The sequence below is a fragment of the Bradyrhizobium sp. 159 genome (assembly GCF_023073795.1).
GTDB lineage: Bacteria > Pseudomonadota > Alphaproteobacteria > Rhizobiales > Xanthobacteraceae > Bradyrhizobium.
The window spans coordinates 1-1,380 of record NZ_JADPKE010000004.1; the positions used below are offsets into that span (position 1 = coordinate 1).

At 63.3% G+C, this 1,380-nt stretch carries 1 protein-coding gene and 1 pseudogene; both read right to left on the reverse strand.

Annotation, left to right across the window (positions count from 1 at the left end; all coding sequences use genetic code 11):
• A partial coding sequence (nodC, locus tag IVA96_RS00480) for a chitooligosaccharide synthase NodC (RefSeq protein ID WP_247414904.1) occupies positions 1–1,183 on the reverse strand: 1,183 nt, incomplete at its 3' end.
• Positions 1,184–1,197: 14 nt separating this feature from the next.
• A pseudogene (locus tag IVA96_RS00485) lies at positions 1,198–1,380 on the reverse strand (chitooligosaccharide deacetylase NodB); the annotation flags it as partial.

Sequence of the window (1,380 nt, forward strand, 5' to 3'; positions counted from 1 at the left end):
GCGAGAGCCAGTCGCTGTTGCTCAAGGTACAGAGCGCATAGGCTTTCATCGGGAGCAGGAGGAAGATGTTGATCGGGGTGTGGAGCGAGAAGCCGATAAATCGAAGCTCGCCGGCACGAAGGGCCGCCACGCCGCATCGAATCATGGTCATCGCGACGATGGTCAGACCGGTCCACCAGGGCACGGTGCCGGTGAGCGCGAGCTGAGCGAGCGCGGCAATCGATGAGATGGCGAGCAGCAGCGGCCCGAGGTTCTGTCCGAGCACGTCGAGCGTAAGGTACCGGTCCAGGGCGGGCAACAGGTGCAAACCCAGCAGCGTGTCGCGGTAAGTGCTCCGCGCCCAGCGGAGCTGTTGCCGCAGATACGGCAAGAGCCTGTCCGGGACCACCGTGGCGGCGATGGCGTCCGGAACGTACTCGGTTCGAAACCCTGCCTTGAGCATGAGGATGGTCAGATGGCGGTCCTCACCGAAGTCGCTCGGCTTTCCCCGGAAGAACTGCGTCTCGTACTGGTCCAGCAGCAACAGCAGCGCGGAGCGGCGGTACATGGCACACGGCCCGCAGCAGCACATGACGGCACCAAAGCGCGTCTGCGCCGCGCGCTCCTCGTTGCAAGCCAACCAGTACTCCATGTCGATCAATCGGGTCAGCCAGCTGTCGTTCCGGTTGCTGGCCGTCAATTGCCCCATGGCCGCGCCGACGGCTGGATCCTGCATCTTGCGTACGAGTTTGCTGACCACGTCGCTGGCGATTTCCGTGTCGGAATCGACGTTGAGCACGAGATCGCCGAACGACCGGCGTATCGCTGCGATCTGCGCCTTGCGCTTTCCAACGTTGCTTGGCAGCAGAATGACGTTGAACCTCGGGTCATATGCGTAGCTCCCATGGACCGGGGCCACTGCAGCGACATTTGCCGAGCCGTCATCGACCACATAGACCTGCAATCGCCCTGGGTAGTCCTGGCTTGCGAGAGACTTCAGGCAGGCGGCCAGCGTGCGGGGGTCCTCGTTGAAGCAGGGCACGATGACATCCACGCTGGGCAGAGCATCGGTGTCGACCGGGTCGTACGGCGGCAGTGAGGCGTCGGTTCGCAGCGCATAAAGCGCCTGCGCGCTCTTATGAACGCTGGAGAGCAACGCGTAGGAGGCAACAGCAACGGTGCTGATGGTGGCAAGCAGGCTCATGGGAATTGATCTATTCAGTGAGTTTGAGGAAGCGACCGGATTGCAAATCCACGGTCATGCAGTGCTGGAATGAGCTGGGCGAGCGCCGTCACAGTCTGGTCGCGCCGACCAGAGTGAGGGCAGCGTTCCAACTCGTCGGGAGGGCACCCGTCGTGCAGGAGCACGATGGCCCCCGGCCGGACCGAGGCCAGCACCGC